Raw genomic sequence first — 17,212 nt, forward strand, 5'->3', positions numbered from 1 at the left:
TCATATGTCACTAACATTACTATTACTCATTTTCATAATAATTCCCTTTCTTTCAGCATTAGCTCTCATTTTTATAAACGTTAAAAAAGGGACATTATTAAAACGTCCCTACTTACAATCATTCATCGTATGCACTTTGTTTTTTTGCTAATTGGATATTATATTTAACAAATTTTTATTCATTACTACCTGAGAAAGTGAGTCAATTCATATTCCTGCCCATTTGGTTTTTCCTTTGCGTTTTAGGCTTTATCGTTTTCTCACGCGAATGGAAAAACAATCGTGTTTTCTCCGTATCTATCGGTTTTCTTTCCTTTATTAGTTTTCTATTTGGGTTATTGTTGTTAGTTACTTCCAGAATGTGACTATGAAATGGTATTAAAAACCTAATCGCTTTATTTCATTAACAGCTTTGACCTGAACTTGGTATAGTACCAAGTTCAGGCCTTTTAATTTCTCCTTAATTTTTATGTAATTATTATATCTCATCTATTTAACACTCTCTTCTTGAAATCATTCCACGGTCTTTTAAACTTAGAAATTCATAGTATCAAGGAATTGTTCAGCTGCTTCATTCTCCTCAATATACTTTTGAAGTCGTATATTCATGATCCCCATATAATCATACCAATTTTAATGAATTCATTAATCACTTTTTAACAATTGAACTATCTTATCTTAAACAAATTGAAACTATATGGCATTTTCTTAATGATTGTAAAACCATTGTAAAAATTATAAATCTTTATATCTTATTATTTACACGTGCATTTAAATAGATTATTCTCTTTATTGAGAAGGCCTCTCAATAATAAAATAACAGGGAGAAAAACATGAAAACAAAAATTTTTTCTATTATTACAGCTTTAACTTTAATGACATGTTTCGCTATACCAACATTAGCAGCATCTAGTAGTTACAGTTTTAAAATGGACTATCGAGTGGTGGATGGCAGTAAAAACAAACAGTTCCACACACTGTCTAAAGGAAGTGTATATATCAACGGGAGCGCATATGTATATTCTACTGATGGAGGAGCGATGGGACCTTACGATGTAAAATATACTCTGTACAGATCTGCATGGGGTTCGGACCCTAGTTATGGAACAGTTAATGGCGGCATAAATAAATCTTTCTCTGGTGCATACAATGTTGATACAAATTCAAATGAATACTACTTATTTATTTGGAAAACAAATGACGATGGACAGAATGTAAAAGGGAACGGAAAAATATCTAATTAAAATATTGCTACTAAACTATGATGTCTAATAATAGACATCATAGTTTAAATATGAAAATATGAGGGATTTTAAAAATGCTAATTGACTTTGATGGTTTTATTCTTATTGGAGCATTTATTATATGGTTATTTTCACTCCTCTTTTTTAAGTTACACCTAAAAAAGAGGAACATGTACTTACTATTTTTTTCAATATTTTATTTGTACCTTTGTGTAGTACTTAATTATACCCAATTCCCAATTATTATAGATGAAAATATGAAAAAAGAAATTGGACAAAATGTTTGGAGAGATGCTAATTTTATACCATTCAACACGGAGCATTTCGCTATAACAACATCGTTACTTAATATACTACTAACAATTCCTTTTGGCTTTGGTTTTCCTTACATAAAAAAGACGAATTTCAAACAAGTTGTTTTATCAGGAATTGTCTTAGGGTTCTTGTTAGAAAATCTACAACTTTTATCAGCACTTTATGCCGGATTCACTTTTCGATATGTCGATATAAACGATGTAATTTTTAATTGTATGGGTGTCATTTTAGGGTATGGTATATCAAAAGGCTTTACCCTTGTGTATAGAACATTTATACACAAACTTGATATTAAATTGAATTCCTTTTTAAGATATATTTATGAAACGAACAATTCCTCAACATGACTTCCCTTTTACATTAGCATGTTCTATAACGTTTTATAGAACATTATAAAGCAAAAAAAAATAGAAGAGAGAAAAGCCCAACATCAACTTTTCTTCCTTCTATTTTTACCTTTAGATTTCACTGTTACTGATTCACAAGGTGTGTAGTAAATTTGAGGTGTCGCCTTATCAACCACCATCATAAACGTAATAAAACCGATAATAAAGAAAATGAATACCGTTAATAAAATAGCGCCTATCGTTAAAAGTATCATAACACCACCCCTATATATTTCATGTTATTACACCTTTCGCTATTATATGAGCTGAATCCTTTTTAGAAAAATAAACGTAACAAAATAATTACAATGACTCCTGTTAATACTGTTCCTAATAAACTACGAGTATATATCGCTACGAAAAATGTAGGAATTGCCGCAATGATATAATCCCACTGCACTGTCTCATGCATAAATAATACTTGTGCTAAAAGTGCTGCTAATATCGCAATTGGTATGTAATTTAACCATTTTAAACCCCAGTCTGGAATTTGTAGTTTACTAAATACGAGAAGAGGTAAAATACGTGGTACGAGTGTGACAGCTCCGGCTGCTAGTAAAAGTAATAATACGTCCACTCTTACTTCCATTTTTCAATCACCACCCCGATTGTCGCAGCTAAAAGTGTTGCGATAATAACTGCTATACTATCTGGCATAAATAAGTGTGAAACGTATGCGATAATAATTGCTACAATTGCTACACTTAGATGAATGGCTAGTTTCGGTTTACTACTTATTAGCTGAAGTACAAATAATCCGATAAACATCGCTGGTAACGCATAATCCATTCCGTACGTATGAGGATCTGGTATCCACGCTCCAAAAAGCCCTCCGAGAACTGTAGCTAAAATCCAATTTAAATATGCTGTTACATTAAGTCCCATCATCCATTTCTCGCCTAAATGGCCTTTTTGTGCTGCTTGTTGCACTGCAACGCCGAAAGTTTCATCTGTAATTTGCGAACCAATTATTAAATTTTTAAAAAGAGGTATCTTGGTGAAGTAAGGTGCGAGTGCAGCACTCATTAATAAGTGACGTAAATTAACAAAGAACACAGTAAAAATAATTGCCGAAGCTGGGGCACCCGCTGCATACATACCCGCTAATATAAACTGAGCAGAACCTGCGTAAATTAATGTGGACATAAAAGCAATTTCTATGATCGAGAAACCTGCTGTTTTCGCAATAACACCAGCCGCTATACCGATGCTCAAATATCCAAATACAGTTGGTAAACAATCCTTTACACCTTGCTGAAATGAATCATCGCTCTGCAGTGTCATATGTGCTTGAGCTTTATTCACCATTATCTCCCTCCATTTCTTCTATAGTACGTTTTCCTGTTACGACATGAACTAAATCTATGTTTTCACGCCATAATGTATCTAATTTATCAGCTCCAAACTCCTTCGTAATCTCTTCCACCATAATGTCGTGCCGAACATATTCTGTAGCGACGAGAACTAAAGCTGGATCATACGTTGTAACGGCCCATGAAGTGCTATCATTTGAAAAGTTAGCAATTAATACTTCTTCCCCATCACGCGCGATAACAGTTAAATGACCACCCATTCTCTTTTCAACGACGTGAGGTGTCATATAATTATGGTGAAATGTCGCTCCTATTTTTGTTTCTGGAGCACCAAATAAAATTGAAAAAATATGTACGCCTTCCGCTTCCTTTTGATGAATGAATGGCTCAATCTCGTGCACTTGATCCTCCCATACAGAAATCCATAACTCTTCTTTTGCTCTATTAATTATATTGCATATTTCTTTCAAAACACGATCATTTGAGCGAATATGCGAAATTACATCAATTTGTCGCTCTTGTTCTAAACAATTTAATTTTCGGTCTAAAAATTCAAAGGACTTTTCAAAATCTTTTCGCATTCGATCCATTAATTCCGTAGCTGGCACTGGTACATATTTCACTGGTTCAGAAGGAACGATATGCACCGCTCCTTTATCCATCAACTTGCCAAGTACTTCATAAATCATCGAACGAGGTACGCCTGTTTGTTTACTCACTTCATAACCTGTTACTGGGGAATGTTTTAATAAACCAATATACGCTTTACATTCATACTGGGAAAAACCTAACTTTTGTAACTCCTTTATTATTTCATCCATCGGTAACCCCTCTCACAATTTATATAGCTCTAATTTCAAAACTACGATTTCACTTTCCATTAGTAGTTATTGCTATACCTACTAATATAAAAAAGAAGCCTCTACAAGTCAACTGACAATTCCGAATTTTTATTCGACATAAAAAGCCTTCTTTTGAAAGGCTTTTTGTGCATAATGAATTATTTCAACTGTAGAGCATTTGATATATTACCCTCCAAATGCTCACGTAAGGTTGAACCTGTATACTCTTCTCTAAATACACCTGCTCTCACGAATAAAGGAATGACTTCACTAAAGAATAAATCCAATGATTTTGGAGGTCCCCCTGGAATTGCAATAAATCCATCTAGTGCCCCTGCCTCAAATCTTTCCATAATTTGCTTACAAACATCTTGTGGTGTGCCTATAGCGACCCAATGAGCAGAACCAACAACTTCTGGTCGTTCTAGTATTTGCTCAACAGTTGGTTCATTTTTTATGATGAAATTCCGTAATAATTCGGCATGTGTTTTACTACGTACAGCTTGATTTCTACTTGGTAGCATATGTTCAGTAACCTTACTTTCTAACGGTATCCCTCTAACGTCTAACCCAAGAACCATTTCGAGTAAAGCGTACCTCTTCTCTTTTGTAAGATGTTGATGAGCTTGCCTGTGCATTTCTAGTGCTTCTTCATATGAATCACCAATAAAGAAATATAAACCAGGCAATACACGTATATCCTCTTGCTTTCGGCCATGCTTTTCTGCTCTTCTTCTTAAATCTTGACGAAGTTCGATTCCTGATTCTACACCTGGCATTGCGGCAAAAATCGCATCCGCAACAGAAGCAGCGAAATTCCGGCCTGACTCTGAAGCACCCGCTTGAAATAAAGGCATTTCCCCAGAAATATGTTGCGGGATATTAAGTGGACCCTTCACCTCAAAATGCTCACCACGATGCTCAATTGGCTGTACCATCTCTCTAATTGCATCTGCGTTGTCTTCTTTCAAAACTTCATAAGGATGACTCCTCCAAAGTTTTCTTACTAACTCTGTACATTCTGCCGCTTTCGCGTATCGTTCCTCAGATGGTGGCATCCCTACCTCACCAAAGTTTTCAGCACCATCAATTGATGTGACAATGTTCCATCCTACTCGGCCGTTACTAATCCAATTTAAAGATTGTAGTTGCCTCGCTAGTATATATGGTGGATAAAATGATGTTGAAGCGGTCGTAACGATTCCAATCTTTTCTGTTGCATAAGCGATAGCAGTAAACAATAGTGTCGGATCTAAAATTACATTCCCCTTATTACGAGCAATTAAATCGGGATGCGCTACTAAATAGTCAGCTTTAAAAACAAAATCTAACTTCGATTTTTCTGCTTGTTTTGCTAACTCTACTTGTTCATCTATCCCTGAATTAAACATACTCTCTTGTTCTTTCTTTCTAGAAATCAAACATAGTCCAATGCAAAGCTGTTTTTTTGTAGACATATGTACACACCTTCCCCTTATTTTTAATTCACCTAGTTAAACAAGTGATGCGACCATCACATCTTGTATTTTTTATAACACATAAAATGATAATGATTATCAATATCATTTTATGATGTTACTGAAATAAATGCAATAACAAAAAAGACTCCCGCTAATGGGAGTCCTTTATCTCAATATTTCATTTGCTTCTTTTTCATAAATTTTATCAAATGAAGTCATAATACGTTGCGATGCTTGAATCATTTTTTGACTCGACATAAGATCTGCCATCTCTTTCGTCATATCCACATTTGAATTTTCTAGCATATGATTTTTTACTATTCCTGTTCCGTTCGGTAAATCAGCGAGGTTACCTTCTGCTAGTGTAAAACTTTTATTTTCTCGTTGCACAAGGCGAGCATTCGTTTCTGCATCTACTGTTTTCGTTTGCAAGCGGCCAATATTATTTTGTGTTACTTCATCGTATAATGTACCGTCTGCTTGTACAGCTACCTTTGCTCCTTCTGGAATACGAATACGTTCATTATTCTCACCCATTACGAAAGCACCAGATGCTGTTTGTAAATAACGATCACTATTTAATGTAAAACTACCGTCTCTCGTTAAAAATGTTTCATCATTTTTAGATGTAACGAAAAATGATGATGTTCCGGCCGCACCGTCATCTAAAAAGAAATCTGTAGCACTATTTGTCATTTGTATATTTCCTTGCACTAAGTTCACATGCGTTGCAGCTGGTACGACAGCGTAATCAACCGAACCGATATTTGTCATCGCACCGTCACCGCGGCGATATGTGTCTTGCACATCAAATACTTTAGAAGTCATATTTTCTGCTTTAAATCCTGTCGTTTGGGCATTTGCAACGTTATTCGAATGAACATTAATATGCTGCATGTAATTCATCATACCCATAGAACCTATATAAAGACCGTTCATACTTGTTTGAATAAGGCAAGTGCCTTATTCTTCACCTCTTTTCTTACGATGTTTGTAACATTTGTTTTGCTAAATGTTCAGCTGTAGCGATATGTATATGTTGCTTCACGTCTTGTCCATCTGTCATTAATACAATTGGAGCTGATGATACAGCTGGAATTTTCAACAATTCACCACTGCTCGCTGTTTCATCAAATTTCGTAAACACGATACCATCTATATGAATATCTTTAAAGTTCGTAATAATTTCAATCATGTCTTTACTTTTCATGGAAGCTGATAACGTTAAACAAATATAATCTGGCTCTACTTGTCCCATCGTCTCAATCATCTCTTCAACTGTCTCTGACGTACGATAATTTTTACCAGCTGTATCTATTAATATATAATCGACGCGCGCTTCTTCTTTAAAATAACTGAGTGCCCTTGTCATAGCTGCTTCATCTCGCACAGCGATTACTTCTGACCCAATTGTTTTTACGTAATCTTGTAATTGCTGCACTGTTCCAATGCGAGAGTGATCTGTCGTAATAAAACCAACTGTTTTTCTCTTAGCATGAAACTGCCATGCCATTTTCGCAAGTGTCGTCGTTTTTCCAACACCAGTTGGACCTATTAATGCAATCGTTTGTACTTCTTTTTCAAATACGTTTTCAGTATTGAAATGAGATCTCATATCTTCCAATATGTATCCGATGACTTCCTCTTCTGTAATCATCGTTGCATTCTCAAACTTCACTTTTAATTTTTCAGCATATGCATGAATGAAATATTGTTCCACATCGTTTTGTTCTAACATCCGAATTACTTTTTGAATAATAAATGGCACAGATTCCTGCTTTTCTTTTTTAACAACTACTTCTTCTTTCTTTACAGGAACAGCTTGTTTCACAGTAGGCTGTTTTTTCGTTACTTTCGTCGCCTCCGTATGTTTCACAACGACAATCCCTTTTTCAAACAGTTGTAATAGTTTCTCTTTTTTTCTTGCCCATTCTTCACTATTTCCTGTTTGCATCGCTGCGTACGGCATAGAAGTCGTTACGTTTTCTAAATTGTGCAGTACCGATTGAATTCCATTTGCCTTCACAACTTCTTCTGAAGGTTCATTTACAACATCCATTAATTGGTCATGAAACTGAGTTACGCCTTCGTTACTTTCTTCCTGTTTATCTTCAGGAAAAGCGACTAACATTTCATAATTCTTCTTCCAAAAAAACGGGATGTTTCGTTTTACACTTTCATCGACAACGTAGTAATAATCTGTACCATATTGGTCAAATAACTTTCGATACAATTCATTTTTCGAAGCTGCTTTTATTCGCATTAACGCTTCTTTTTTTTCTGTACTTTCCATTACTTCACCCCCTACTATTCAATATAAGCAATTTGATCTACAACAATTTCTGGTGCTAATTCACTAATACATAATACTTTAGCTTCTATTTGATAACGTTCAAGAAGTCTCACAATCGCAAACCTGAAATCTTTTCTGCGTGTTAATAATACTGGCTCTCTTCCCATTAAACGAGCTTGTTTGAAAACGCGCTGTACTTGCTCTACTACTCGCGTTTCTAAATCTAAATCCCAGTTTAATAAATAACCTTGGTATGAATTATTAACAACATCCGCATCTAACTCGATTGAATCAGCGAAAAGCGCTGCATAAATTTTCCCATCAGGATTTTTCGCACTCTCACAAATAACTTTTGAAATACATTCACGAACAAATGCAGTGACACCATCAACATGGTTTTGATAAATTTCTTTCCCGTCAATAATACCTTCAATAATTGTCGGTAAATCACGAATTGAAATTCCTTCTTTTAGCAGTTGTTTAATAACATTTTGCACGAGTGATAAATCAATTTCTTTCTTCTTAATCTCTTCTAATAAAACGCCATTATCAGTTTCAAGCGAGTTAATCAAGTCTTTCACATGTTGACGCTGAATTAACTCATGAAGATTACGTCTAACGACAACATCTAAATGCGTAATTAATATGCTGAGTGGCTCTAACACTTGATAGCCTTTCATTTGTGCATCTTGTACCATATGCTCCAAAATCCAATATCCATCTTCACCGAAAATTGGATCTTTCGCTGGCTCTGCATCTAAATCAGCCATTACATTCGGTGTTTTCAGTGCTAATAAATAACCTGATTTTAAAACACCTTCAGCCGCCTTCGCACCTTTAATACGAATAATGTAACGTCCGCGTGGTCTAAAGCTCGTATTATCTTTAAAGTTAATTCCAGGAACGTTAATACCAAGGTCGGTAATAATCGACTTCCTCATAAGAACAACTTTATCACGAGCTGTTTCCCCGTTAATCTTCTGCTTTACAAGTGCCGCTAAATCTAAACCGAGCTCTACGATAATTGGATATTTATCTGTAAAGACTCCGAATGAATCTTCCACTTGCTGTAATTGCTCATCCTCGCCTTGAATCATTTCTAATTCTTTTTGAAGCTCGTCTTCTTTTTCTTTCTTTATTCGCTTTTTATTGCGAATTCCTAAGAAGATAATTGTTCCACCAACGAGAGCAAATGGTAGAAATGGTAGCGGGGTAAAAACACCCATTGCGATAAATAAACCACCAAGCGCATATACAACAACTTCATGCGCTAATAACTCTTTAAAGATTCCTTCAGTTACTGTATCTGCTGAACCGTCAAATACACGCGTTACGATAATACCTGTTGAAATCGCAAGCATTAACGAACCGATTTGGTTTACAATTCCGTCACCGACAGTTAACTGTGTATAGTGAATAGCCGCATCTGCAAAGCTCATTCCTTGCTGCATCATACCGACAATTAAACCGAAAATAATGTTTACGAATAAAATGACAATCCCGAAAATAACGTCCCCTTTAATGAACTTTCCGGCACCATCCATCGCTCCGTAAAACTCTGTTTCCATATTTAATTTTTTTCGTTTCGCCTGTGCATCTTTTTCTGTAATAAGACGCTGATTCAAGTCAGCATCGATAGACATTTGTTTCCCTGGTAAAGAATCAAGTGTAAAACGAGCTGCTACTTCAGCTGTACGAGACGCACCGTTTGCAACGATAAACTGGAATATGATTAATACTATAAAAATAACGATACCAATTAATAAGTTCCCGCCAATTACGAACTGGCCGAACTCTTCAATAACATGACCCGCATTTCCGTCTGTTAAAATCGCTCGCGTCGTCGAAACGTTAATCGATACGCGGAAAATCCCGATTAATAACAACATCGTCGGAAATGACTTTAATTCATCCCACTCGTTAATACTTGTAGCTCGCATATAAATAAGCACTGACATACTTAGTAGAAAAACGATAACGATATCAAGTATAAATGGTGGAAGTGGAATTAAGAGCGCCACAACGAATGACGCTGCTAAAAAGATAGAAAAATAGGTTCTTGCAGAATCCATCTTAAACAAAGAGATCCCCTCCAAACGCGCTATTATACTTCAAGTTCTTTCGTTTGAATTAAATAGCGCATAACTTCAATTACAGCTACATATAAATCTTCTGGAATCGTCTCATCTTCCTCGACTTGATAATATAAAGAACGAGCGAGCGGACGGTTTTCCACCATTGGTATTTCTTGTTCACGGGCAAGCGTTCGTATATATAATGCGAGCTCATCTTCCCCTTTTGCAACGACAACAGGCGCCGCATCAACTTGTTTATTGTAACGAAGCACCACTGAAATATGCGTCGGGTTGTTCACAATAAACGTTGCACCATCCATCTTCTTCGCGATTGTCCCTTGCAAGATGGCATGCATAAAGTTTTTTCGTTTCCCCTTTACTTGCGGGTCCCCTTCATTATCTTTATGCTCTTGTTTCACTTCTTCTTTTTTCATCTTAATATCTTGTTCGTACTCCCATTTTTGATAAATGAAATCAATAATAGAAAGAATGATTAAAATAATTAAAATGGCTAAAAAGATAAATTTAATTTGGCTAATAATTTCAGTAAGTGACGCTGTCCAGTTAAATCCAATCATACTAACAATCTTCTCTAAATTCTTTTTAAAGAGAACGTACGAAACGTAACCGATTAATCCCATATAAAACAGTGATTTCAAAATATCTACTAAACTTTTACGACTAAACAATCTCGTAAAATAGTTTTTCGGATTAATACGTGATGCTTTCGGCTTAAGTACTTTAGAAGAAAATAAGAAACCGACTTGAATCATATAATTGAATAAATGAAAAGCGTATACGAGTATTAATATAGGAGCTGATACTTTCAGAAGTAATATGCCCATTAAATAAAAATACTCGGTCGAATCTGTATTTTTTCCAATTTGATCAAACAGCACCGCTACGGAATTCGCAATCTCAAAACCGAGCCAATCTCCGAAGAAGTAAACGACAACTGCTAATACAAGAATGGAAAATAAATTATTTAAATCTTTACTCCGGGCGATATTCCCTTCTTCACGCGATTTTTTACGCTTCTGCGGGGTGGCCTTTTCTGTTTTATTATCCTTTGCCATGCGCGTCCCCCTACTTCGTTAAGAAAAAGTTAAATAGTTTCGTATACTCTTCCAGTAATACGTCTGTCATATTTTTAAACACATAACCGAGCATCGGTACACTCATCGCAATAAACAAAATACCACACGTTATTTTAATTACGTACGCATTCATAAAAACGTTTAATTGCGGTGCATTTTTTGCGATTAAAATAAGGACGAAATTAATAATGAATAGACTGCCCATAAGTGGCAAAGCAATTTCAACCGCTGATGTAATTGCAAACAATAACGTTGCGAGTAGACTATCTAAAAAACTAGTCGTCAACAATTTTGAAATCGCCTCTGTATATTGAAACGACTTTAAAATCGTGGCAACGAAATAGTTAATGCCGCCCAGTGAAATAAAAATAATAAGAAAAAATATATCAAAAATTGTTGATAGCAAAGTGGACTGTGACCCTGCATTTACATCAAATAAACTCGCCTGTGATAAACCGATATCAAAGTCTAAAATATGCCCTGCCATTTTCGGAATGTTCCACAGCATCTCTACAATTTTTGAAAGGGATAACCCAATTACAATTTGCGTTCCTGCATAAGCTGCTACATCCCAAACTGTCTTTATGTGAGAGACATCCACTTGATCTGCCACTGTAATCGAAAGAGCGAGTCCAAATGTAACCTTTGCCATCGCCGGAATCGATCGCCCTGAGAAAAACGGTAGAAAATATAAAAATGAAGTAATGCGACAAAACGCAAAAAACGTCGCCGCCCATAATTCCATATTCATTTCAGTTCACCTATCTTAGTACGAACGCAATAGCGATGGGATTTTATCAAATAAATCTAAAATAAGCATCGTTAACTCTTGAAACATCCACGGACCTAAAATGATAATAACGAGCACAATACTCGCCATTTTCGGTAAAAACGTCAGCGTTTGCTCTTGAATTTGCATCATCGCCATAATAACCGCGATAATAATAACGACAATCATACTTACAACGGCAATCGGCATTAAAATCATAACCCCTTTATAAAAAAAGGTTTGGAAAATATCTATAATTGGTGACGTATTCATTTATATGACTCCTATCACATAGCATCAAACGCTTCAGGCGACCGTCTTAAACATAATATCGACGATTTTTGTATATCCACCTAAATATACGAAAACGAGTATTTTAAATGGTAAACTTAAAATCATCGGCGGTACCATCATCATCCCAAGGTACATTAAAAGTGTACTAATAATTAAATCAATAAAGACAAACGCTAAATAAATGAACATCCCTGTAAGTAACCCTTTTTGAATTTGCGTTAACGTAAAGGATGGCACAAGCGTAAACAATGAAAGATCCTTTAAATCTTTCGGCAACTCTTCTCCACGCACTTTCAGCATCATTTTCAAATCATGCTTATACGTATGCTTCGACATATAATCTTTCATAATCGGAGCTGTCGTCTCCGCAGCTTGACTTACTGTTATTTTTTCTTTCGTCATCGGGTCCCACACATCACTCTTTAATTGACCAAGTACTGGCTGCATTGTAAACAGCGATAAAAATAATGCGAGTCCAACAAGCACTTGGTTCGGTGGTAAATTCATAACCCCAAGCCCTTGACGAGTAATCCCAAGAACAATCATAAAATAAGTAAAATGCGTAAATAAAAGAACGATAGAAGAAGATAATGATAGAAGGGTAACGAGCGCGAATAGTTGTACACTTGAATTACTCGTAAACTCTTTTCCATTTTCGAAATTAATAAAGCCGTTCGGGGCTGCATACGCTGGATTTACAAAAACAAATGAAAAAATAATAGAAAATGCGAAAATAACGGCAAATAACGATAACTGTTTCTTTATTCTCATGATGGATCCTCTACTTTTTTCGTTTCACTCTTCACCGCGTCTTCTAGCGCTTGTTGAAACTGATTTCCTGTTCCTGTTAACTGCACAGATTGTACACCGTTATTACTAATAACAGTGAACACTTGCTTTCCGTCCACTTCAAATAAAAAGGCGCTCGTTTGATGATTTAAATAAACACCGTCTTTCACTTGAATGTGTCCATTTTCACCTTGCTTAAAAAACTGCTGTTTGCGCGTCTTTTTCGTCATATAATATGCACCATAGCCTAGCGCACCAAACAGTAAAACGACTTGAAATAAGGTCGTCATATACGACATATGACTCCTCCTCTACTCTTTATCCTGCATTTGATTTTGTGCCTTCATAAGCGCTGCATGTTTCTTATCAGCTTCAATTTCAGAAATAATAATGCCAAACTTCTCGTCCATTACGATTGCCTCACCAATACCGACTTTCATATCACTTAAATATACATCTACTTTATGTCCTAAATTTTTCTCTACTTCAAGAACATCACCAACTTTTAACTGCTTCACATCACCAAGCGTAATAGATGACTTCCCAAGCTTTACTCCAAGTTCAATCGAAATGTCTGAAACGGTATCAATATGTGCCTTCCCCGCTTCATTTCGCTTCCCTGCAAATTCTTCTAATCCCATTAATGACACAGGAGATACTTCATGCTTCATATGGATCCTCCTACTCTATAAAACTTTTAAATAGGAGCGCCTTACGCGTTCCATCTTTCCCGATAAAACAATTAAATTTATGCTTTCCATCTACATAACCACGTAGTTGGTCTGAAACCTTTGTATGAAGCGGAATAATATCGCCTTCTTCAATTTGCTCAATCTCGCCCATTGTCATCTTCTGCTCACCAACCGCAACGTGAACAGGCTTGTACACTTGATTTACTTTCACTTCTACTTCAGACGTATACTTTTTACGCTTATCCGAAGAATGTTCGACAATATTTTCAGACGTTAACTTATCCATAATTTCTTCAACAGATAAGAACGGAATACCAATACGAACTGTCGTATTCCAAAACTCTGTTTTCATATTTACGTTCAATAATGAAATAATATCGCTCGCCGTCGTAATCTTCAGCGCATTCGGATCTGTCTCCGTCGTTACAAACTTCGGTTCAATCGCAACAACGCTTTCAAATGATTGCTCTAAATTTTTACAAAGAAGCAAGAATATATTATCAAGCGTTAAAAACTCAAACGCCGTTAGCGGTCTGCGCATCGTAAAGTTACGCTTACTATCTCCGCCAAGCCAACATTCATGAATATATATAACAAATGCTAAATCAATCTCAATAACAATTTCTCCAAGCTCTGGTAAACCGAGATCAATAACGCAATATAAATAATAATCTTTCGGCATTTTCTCCACATACTCACTCGTAAATGGAACTTGCTCAACCGTCGAAGGCTCTAGTTCAATTGGAATACGCATACGAGCTGACAACGTCTGTGACGTCTGCTTTCCAAATGTAGACGCAATCGCCTGCAAACTACGTAAATGTTCAACACCAAACTTCTCTGGTCTATTAAAATCATACTCTTGAAATTTATCTTGCTTCCCTGCTTCTTGTGCGAAAGCTGGCATTTCCTCGCCTTCATTCACCGCCTTCAGCAGGGCATCAATTTGCTCTTGGCTTAATTTTTCGCCACTCATGACAATCCCCTTCCCTACCTTTTCAATTCAACGATTTCAACGTACATTTTCCCATTCTTCGTCAAAATCTTTCCGGTTCCAATCTCTTCATTCTCAAGCATAAGACGCACCGTATTTTTCGTTGAATTTTCAAGACGATACAATGTACCTTTCGTAATATGAAGCAGATCTTCAATTTTCTTTTTCGTATTTCCGATTTCAAAATAAATTGTTAACGGAATATCATCTTGTAATTTCAAATCTAGCCAACTCCCATATCATGTTCACAAAAATTTCATGTTCTCTATTTATATAATGAAATTTTCTATTTCGAAACGTCGATATTTAATATTTTTTTAATATATCCTTGCGTTTCTTTAAATGGTGGTACGCCTCCGTACTTTCTCACATTACCAGGACCAGCATTATAAGAAGCAAGCGCCAATACGAGATCACCGTTATTTTTCTTTAAATAACCGCTTAACTCTTTCACACCGCCCTCAATACTTTCAGCTGGTGAAAATGGATTTTTTACACCCATCTCTTTCACATTCGCTGGCATAAGCTGCATCAGCCCCATCGCCCCTGCATGTGACACCGTTTTCGGATTAAAATTAGACTCTACTTCAATCATTTTTTGAATTAACGTTTTCGGAATTCCATATGTATTACTTACGCGATCAATAATATCCTCATACTTACCTTCATTTGAAGAACGTATTTTCTGAATATTATATTTATTCGTTAATCCCCACGTATCAGCAGCCTCATTTTTCGTTTCTGGAAAACGTCGTTCAAACTCTTTTTGTGCAACTTGCACTTCATCTACTTGCTTCGTTTCAGCTTTTTCCTCAGGCTTACTCGCTTCCTCTACTTTATGAATAGATTCTTCCGGTTTATTAACAACCGTTTCTATTTTCGTAGATTGTACCGGCTGACTCATATCCTCTACTTTTGCCGGCTCTTTAGCAACTTTCGTCTCCTTCGCAGGTTCACTCTGCAATTGATCTTGAAAACGGCTACTAACGAACGCCTGCGGACTACTTAACTTTTGCTGAATTTGTCCTTTTTTATATGCAAGAACTTCTTTTACTATATTTCCAACTACCATAATATCACCTTTTCGGTAAACAAAGATAATCTAATATTAGAGTTTTTTAAAAAAGTTTGCAATAATCCTTTTAATAATATTTTAATAAAAAAATGAATATATTGTTAAACTGTTATTTTTTTATATTTATTAATTCGAATTTTTAGTTGACACCCGTTATAGCAAGGCTTACAATAAATCTCGAAATCGATTTTTTCGCATATTACCGTTTTTCAATTTGCAGAAAAGTCAATATAAAAAAATGGGGGTTCTTAACATGAGAATCAATACAAATATTAATAGCATGCGTACGCAAGAGTACATGCGCCAAAACCAAACAAAAATGAGCAACGCTATGGACCGTTTGTCAAGCGGTAAACGTATCAACAACGCTTCTGACGATGCAGCAGGTCTTGCAATCGCAACTCGTATGCGTGCTCGTGAAAACGGTTTAGGAGTAGCAGCTAACAACACACAAGACGGTATGTCATTAATCCGTACAGCTGACTCAGCAATGAACTCAGTATCTAACATCTTACTTCGTATGCGTGACCTTGCAAACCAATCTGCAAATGGTACGAATACAGATAAAAACCAAGCAGCTTTAGATAAAGAATTCAGTGCATTAAAACAGCAAATTGATTACATCTCGACAAATACTGAATTCAACGATAAAAAATTATTAGATGGTTCAAATAAAACTATCTCAATTCAAACGTTGGATAACGCAGATACAAACAAACAGATGAATATTCAATTAGCTAATGTTTCTACTAAAGAACTAAAGCTTGATAATTTAGACATTGAAGGAACTACTACAGCAAACCTTAAAATGACAGACGAAGATATTAAAGCGCTTGGTACTGCACACACTGATACAAAAACTGCTGCTGGTAAATTAGCTGCTATTGATACAAAGTCTGTTGTTGCTAAAGACTTAACTGATGCTGTCGCTAACGTAGCAAGCTTCAAAGCAGGTTTTGATAAAGTAAAAGGATTCTTAGATTCTAAAGAAGTCGAAACTATTGAAAAAGCTTTAGAAAAATTTGATGCTGTTGGTGGCCAAACACTTGATAATGCAAAAGCAATTGGTGATGCACTTACAACTGATACATCTAAATTTGCTAAAGATACTGCTTATAAAAAAGAAACATCAGACGCTTCTAATGCAATCGCTTCAATTGATGCTGCATTAGAAAGTATCGCATCTAACCGTGCAACTCTAGGTGCTACATTAAACCGTCTTGACTTTAACGTAAACAACCTTAAGAGCCAATCTTCTTCTATGGCTTCAGCTGCTTCTCAAATCGAAGACGCTGACATGGCGAAAGAAATGTCTGAAATGACTAAGTTCAAAATCTTGAACGAAGCTGGTATCAGCATGCTTTCTCAAGCAAACCAAACTCCACAAATGGTTTCTAAATTATTACAATAAGCCATTTGATTTAGCTTCATGAATAAACCTCTCTGCTTGCGGAGAGGTTTATTTTTTCTATATAAATGAATTATTTGTAAAACCTTTCTTTTTTTAGGCGGAAGAGAGCATCCGTGGTGCGTAGAAGCGGTCAGTGCCTATCTGGATCCCCTCCCATGTTAAA

The 17,212-nt window shown here is 35.9% G+C and carries 20 protein-coding genes and 1 pseudogene; 4 read left to right on the forward strand and 17 right to left on the reverse strand.

Features of this window, described 5'->3' with window-relative positions:
• Positions 1-4: 4 nt before the first annotated feature.
• The 3 genes and pseudogenes from ABH960_RS09290 to ABH960_RS09300 all read left to right on the forward strand — a co-directional run bounded on the left by ABH960_RS09290 (position 5) and on the right by ABH960_RS09300 (position 1,906).
• Positions 5-365, forward strand: a pseudogene (locus ABH960_RS09290) (hypothetical protein).
• A 468-nt stretch (positions 366-833) separates the two neighbouring features.
• Complete coding sequence (locus ABH960_RS09295) at positions 834-1,244, forward strand: hypothetical protein (protein WP_002011979.1); 411 nt, start codon at positions 834-836, stop codon at positions 1,242-1,244.
• 74 nt (positions 1,245-1,318) lie between these two features.
• Positions 1,319-1,906, forward strand: coding sequence for a VanZ family protein (locus ABH960_RS09300; RefSeq protein ID WP_340803319.1), 588 nt, complete (start codon positions 1,319-1,321; stop codon positions 1,904-1,906).
• Between the two features lie 83 nt (positions 1,907-1,989).
• On the opposite strand, the gene ABH960_RS09305 is transcribed toward ABH960_RS09300, so the two are convergent.
• From ABH960_RS09305 to ABH960_RS09385, 17 genes are all read right to left on the reverse strand, one after another.
• On the reverse strand, positions 1,990-2,160 hold the full coding sequence (locus ABH960_RS09305; RefSeq protein WP_002135439.1) for a DUF3951 domain-containing protein: 171 nt from the start codon (positions 2,158-2,160) through the stop codon (positions 1,990-1,992).
• Between the two features lie 62 nt (positions 2,161-2,222).
• Complete coding sequence (locus tag ABH960_RS09310) at positions 2,223-2,534, reverse strand: AzlD domain-containing protein (protein ID WP_002168712.1); 312 nt, start codon at positions 2,532-2,534, stop codon at positions 2,223-2,225.
• A complete protein-coding gene (locus tag ABH960_RS09315; protein WP_404444640.1) occupies positions 2,525-3,253 on the reverse strand; it encodes an AzlC family ABC transporter permease in 729 nt (242 codons plus the stop codon). The genes ABH960_RS09310 and ABH960_RS09315 overlap by 10 nt, the downstream gene beginning before the upstream one ends.
• Positions 3,243-4,079, reverse strand: coding sequence for a TrmB family transcriptional regulator (locus tag ABH960_RS09320; RefSeq protein ID WP_078203044.1), 837 nt, complete (start codon positions 4,077-4,079; stop codon positions 3,243-3,245). Before ABH960_RS09320 ends, ABH960_RS09315 begins: the two co-directional genes overlap by 11 nt.
• A 179-nt stretch (positions 4,080-4,258) precedes the next feature.
• Entirely contained in the window at positions 4,259-5,557 is a 1,299-nt protein-coding gene (locus ABH960_RS09325) for an NtaA/DmoA family FMN-dependent monooxygenase (protein ID WP_404444643.1), read from the reverse strand.
• 168 nt (positions 5,558-5,725) lie between these two features.
• On the reverse strand, positions 5,726-6,499 hold the full coding sequence (locus ABH960_RS09330; RefSeq protein WP_002064667.1) for a flagellar basal-body rod protein FlgG: 774 nt from the start codon (positions 6,497-6,499) through the stop codon (positions 5,726-5,728).
• Positions 6,500-6,542: 43 nt separating this feature from the next.
• Positions 6,543-7,853 (reverse strand): flagellar biosynthesis GTPase FlhF, encoded by a 1,311-nt coding sequence (flhF, locus tag ABH960_RS09335; RefSeq protein ID WP_340951884.1) that lies wholly within the window; start codon positions 7,851-7,853, stop codon positions 6,543-6,545.
• 14 nt (positions 7,854-7,867) lie between these two features.
• Positions 7,868-9,934: a flagellar biosynthesis protein FlhA gene (gene flhA, locus ABH960_RS09340; protein ID WP_002166035.1), complete on the reverse strand. Its 2,067-nt coding sequence runs from the start codon at positions 9,932-9,934 to the stop codon at positions 7,868-7,870.
• 23 nt (positions 9,935-9,957) lie between these two features.
• Positions 9,958-11,004 (reverse strand): flagellar type III secretion system protein FlhB, encoded by a 1,047-nt coding sequence (flhB, locus tag ABH960_RS09345; protein ID WP_147740447.1) that lies wholly within the window; start codon positions 11,002-11,004, stop codon positions 9,958-9,960.
• A 10-nt stretch (positions 11,005-11,014) separates the two neighbouring features.
• Positions 11,015-11,776, reverse strand: a complete 762-nt coding sequence (locus ABH960_RS09350; RefSeq protein ID WP_001055697.1) for a flagellar biosynthetic protein FliR — start codon at positions 11,774-11,776, stop codon at positions 11,015-11,017.
• A gap of 15 nt (positions 11,777-11,791) precedes the next feature.
• A complete protein-coding gene (locus tag ABH960_RS09355) occupies positions 11,792-12,067 on the reverse strand; it encodes a flagellar biosynthetic protein FliQ (protein ID WP_002011993.1) in 276 nt (91 codons plus the stop codon).
• A gap of 33 nt (positions 12,068-12,100) precedes the next feature.
• The gene (locus ABH960_RS09360; protein WP_002126633.1) at positions 12,101-12,859 is read right to left on the reverse strand and encodes a flagellar type III secretion system pore protein FliP; all 759 of its coding nucleotides are present in this window, start codon (positions 12,857-12,859) and stop codon (positions 12,101-12,103) included.
• On the reverse strand, positions 12,856-13,176 hold the full coding sequence (locus ABH960_RS09365) for a hypothetical protein (protein WP_000121176.1): 321 nt from the start codon (positions 13,174-13,176) through the stop codon (positions 12,856-12,858). The genes ABH960_RS09360 and ABH960_RS09365 overlap by 4 nt, the downstream gene beginning before the upstream one ends.
• Before the next feature lie 12 nt (positions 13,177-13,188).
• A complete protein-coding gene (gene fliN, locus ABH960_RS09370; RefSeq protein WP_002011996.1) occupies positions 13,189-13,548 on the reverse strand; it encodes a flagellar motor switch protein FliN in 360 nt (119 codons plus the stop codon).
• Between the two features lie 10 nt (positions 13,549-13,558).
• Positions 13,559-14,545 carry a flagellar motor switch protein FliM gene (gene fliM / locus ABH960_RS09375; RefSeq protein WP_002011997.1) on the reverse strand — a complete coding sequence of 329 codons (987 nt, stop codon included), beginning with the start codon at positions 14,543-14,545 and terminating at the stop codon, positions 13,559-13,561.
• 14 nt (positions 14,546-14,559) lie between these two features.
• A complete protein-coding gene (locus ABH960_RS09380; RefSeq protein ID WP_000775712.1) occupies positions 14,560-14,784 on the reverse strand; it encodes a flagellar motor switch protein FliN in 225 nt (74 codons plus the stop codon).
• A 65-nt stretch (positions 14,785-14,849) separates the two neighbouring features.
• Positions 14,850-15,635 (reverse strand): lytic transglycosylase domain-containing protein, encoded by a 786-nt coding sequence (locus ABH960_RS09385; RefSeq protein WP_002126630.1) that lies wholly within the window; start codon positions 15,633-15,635, stop codon positions 14,850-14,852.
• A gap of 256 nt (positions 15,636-15,891) precedes the next feature.
• Between ABH960_RS09385 and ABH960_RS09390 the strand changes: the two genes are divergently transcribed.
• Entirely contained in the window at positions 15,892-17,049 is a 1,158-nt protein-coding gene (locus tag ABH960_RS09390) for a flagellin N-terminal helical domain-containing protein (protein WP_215561029.1), read from the forward strand.
• The last annotated feature ends 163 nt before the right edge of the window (positions 17,050-17,212 follow it).

Source organism: Bacillus sp. RC252, assembly GCF_044909215.1.
Classification (GTDB): domain Bacteria; phylum Bacillota; class Bacilli; order Bacillales; family Bacillaceae_G; genus Bacillus_A; species Bacillus_A mycoides.

Bases quoted from the DNA above. Each gene is read 5' to 3' on its own strand.
- ABH960_RS09295 (WP_002011979.1), top strand. From the start codon at position 834: ATGAAAACAAAAATTTTTTCTATTATTACAGCTTTAACTTTAATGACA.
- ABH960_RS09300 (WP_340803319.1), top strand. From the start codon at position 1,319: ATGCTAATTGACTTTGATGGTTTTATTCTTATTGGAGCATTTATTATA.
- ABH960_RS09305 (WP_002135439.1), bottom strand. From the start codon at position 2,160: ATGATACTTTTAACGATAGGCGCTATTTTATTAACGGTATTCATTTTC.
- ABH960_RS09310 (WP_002168712.1), bottom strand. From the start codon at position 2,534: ATGGAAGTAAGAGTGGACGTATTATTACTTTTACTAGCAGCCGGAGCT.
- ABH960_RS09315 (WP_404444640.1), bottom strand. From the start codon at position 3,253: ATGGTGAATAAAGCTCAAGCACATATGACACTGCAGAGCGATGATTCA.
- ABH960_RS09320 (WP_078203044.1), bottom strand. From the start codon at position 4,079: ATGGATGAAATAATAAAGGAGTTACAAAAGTTAGGTTTTTCCCAGTAT.
- ABH960_RS09325 (WP_404444643.1), bottom strand. From the start codon at position 5,557: ATGTCTACAAAAAAACAGCTTTGCATTGGACTATGTTTGATTTCTAGA.
- ABH960_RS09330 (WP_002064667.1), bottom strand. From the start codon at position 6,499: ATGAACGGTCTTTATATAGGTTCTATGGGTATGATGAATTACATGCAG.
- flhF (WP_340951884.1), bottom strand. From the start codon at position 7,853: ATGGAAAGTACAGAAAAAAAAGAAGCGTTAATGCGAATAAAAGCAGCT.
- flhB (WP_147740447.1), bottom strand. From the start codon at position 11,004: ATGGCAAAGGATAATAAAACAGAAAAGGCCACCCCGCAGAAGCGTAAA.
- ABH960_RS09350 (WP_001055697.1), bottom strand. From the start codon at position 11,776: ATGAATATGGAATTATGGGCGGCGACGTTTTTTGCGTTTTGTCGCATT.
- ABH960_RS09355 (WP_002011993.1), bottom strand. From the start codon at position 12,067: ATGAATACGTCACCAATTATAGATATTTTCCAAACCTTTTTTTATAAA.
- ABH960_RS09360 (WP_002126633.1), bottom strand. From the start codon at position 12,859: ATGAGAATAAAGAAACAGTTATCGTTATTTGCCGTTATTTTCGCATTT.
- ABH960_RS09365 (WP_000121176.1), bottom strand. From the start codon at position 13,176: ATGTCGTATATGACGACCTTATTTCAAGTCGTTTTACTGTTTGGTGCG.
- fliN (WP_002011996.1), bottom strand. From the start codon at position 13,548: ATGAAGCATGAAGTATCTCCTGTGTCATTAATGGGATTAGAAGAATTT.
- fliM (WP_002011997.1), bottom strand. From the start codon at position 14,545: ATGAGTGGCGAAAAATTAAGCCAAGAGCAAATTGATGCCCTGCTGAAG.
- ABH960_RS09385 (WP_002126630.1), bottom strand. From the start codon at position 15,635: ATGGTAGTTGGAAATATAGTAAAAGAAGTTCTTGCATATAAAAAAGGA.
- ABH960_RS09390 (WP_215561029.1), top strand. From the start codon at position 15,892: ATGAGAATCAATACAAATATTAATAGCATGCGTACGCAAGAGTACATG.